Origin of the sequence: Infirmifilum sp. (assembly GCF_049970975.1) — an archaeon.
GTDB lineage: Archaea > Thermoproteota > Thermoprotei > Thermofilales > Thermofilaceae > Thermofilum > Thermofilum uzonense.
The window spans coordinates 1-1,511 of sequence record NZ_JBMFLX010000213.1; the positions used below are offsets into that span (position 1 = coordinate 1).

Here is a 1,511-nt window from a genome sequence, read left to right on the forward strand (position 1 = left end):
TCGGTAACCCTCCAGGTAACGTCCAATTTAAAATGCCCGCCCGGTGTCTCCTCATCTACCTCAACTACGAAGCCCATCCACTCCCCTATGTCGCGAATCATTTTTACTAGCTTGTCATGACTTGGAGTCATAGAGACGTGGCCTGCCTTGTCTCTTATGCTATTGATGATCACATCCGTGTTCTCGGGTCTTATGAGCGTGAAACCCGCTATTCGCCACTCACTAAGAGGCTTCCTATTCTGAGGTACAATATCACCGCATTCACCCAGCTTGACGAGTTTTCCATACTTAACTAACCTGCTAAACTGTATGACCCAACACCACTGATCACCGCTCGGAAAGGGTACTCCGCCGGATTCGATAGCAAGCTTGGAGTACTTCTTTTTGAACTCGCTAGCGCTCACACGGTCTACCTTTACAACTGTGAATTCTCCAAGAAATTCCCACTTACTCCTGGGGGCTTTAGGCGACGGTTTTGCCAGCAATAGACACACGCTACCTTTGGTGAGTTTGTCGATACCTCTAGGGTCACTGCCAGCAGGGAAGTGGATCACTTTACAGTCGGCCTTAAGACACTTGTCAAACCAGTCCCGGGTCGTCAATATTATGCAACCGTATTTCCCCGTTCCGGGCACTCAAACCCCTCGTCGTCCAATTTTTAAATCGATAAGCTGGTTTTTATCTTTTGTCAGCTGGGGAACGTCGTCTCCGAAATTTCGTTTGTTCTACTGGAGAGATCCGGCACGAATACGGTTTTTCAGCTTTACTTTTGCATACAATGCGCCAAGAAAATAGATTTAGACTACTGAGGGCGGTTCACGTGTGTTGGCGGCATGCGTGGCTTTGTTAATTGTCGTTTCGTAGTCTGAGAACCTGGGGGATACGTCTACGAGCTTACTCAAGTTGCGAGTATGTTCTACGTCTCCTCTTATCGCCTCTCAGACGGCCTACTAAGGTAATGTTCAGGAAGAGCAGTGAGGACTCTGAAGGAGGCTCGTCACGACGCTCGACAAGCCCTTTTACACGCAAGAACCCCAAAAGGCTGACGTAACTCCGTCCGCGTACTCTAGGTGGTTTAACGGCCTAGTCTCGATGTGTGTTCGCAGTTCACGTGCTACAGGATATGTCCGTGATAAACGTGTTATAGGAGTCTTATTAACCTGATTATAGCGTAGTGTTTGTGGGTGGGTTCCTTGGAGCTCGAGTCCGTTATAACCAGGCTTGTAGTGGAGGAGTCGGCGCGGGAGCTGGTCGGGCTATCGGAGAGCGACGTGCTGGTCGTGGGTGCGGGGCCCTCGGGTCTGACGGCCGCTAAGTACCTGGCCGACAAGCACCTCAAAGTGGTGGTCCTGGAGAAGGGGCTCAGCTACGGTGGCGGGATCGGGGGTGGCGGTAGCCTGTTCCACAAGGTCGTCGTCGACGAGAGAGCCCTGCCCCTCCTCGGGGACTTTAAGGCGAGGTACAAGGCGGCGAATGTGGCAGGCTACTACGTCGTGGACTCAGCGGAGCTG

2 protein-coding genes are annotated in these 1,511 nt (G+C 51.8%); one reads left to right on the plus strand and one right to left on the minus strand.

Annotated features, from left to right (window positions below; all coding sequences use genetic code 11):
- The coding region (locus ACP5KC_RS10635) for a hypothetical protein (protein ID WP_428287580.1) at positions 1–635 on the minus strand (635 nt) is incomplete at its 3' end.
- Between the two features lie 558 nt (positions 636–1,193).
- Here ACP5KC_RS10635 and ACP5KC_RS10640 point away from each other — a divergent pair.
- The coding region (locus tag ACP5KC_RS10640) for an FAD-dependent oxidoreductase (RefSeq protein WP_428287581.1) at positions 1,194–1,511 on the plus strand (318 nt) is incomplete at its 3' end.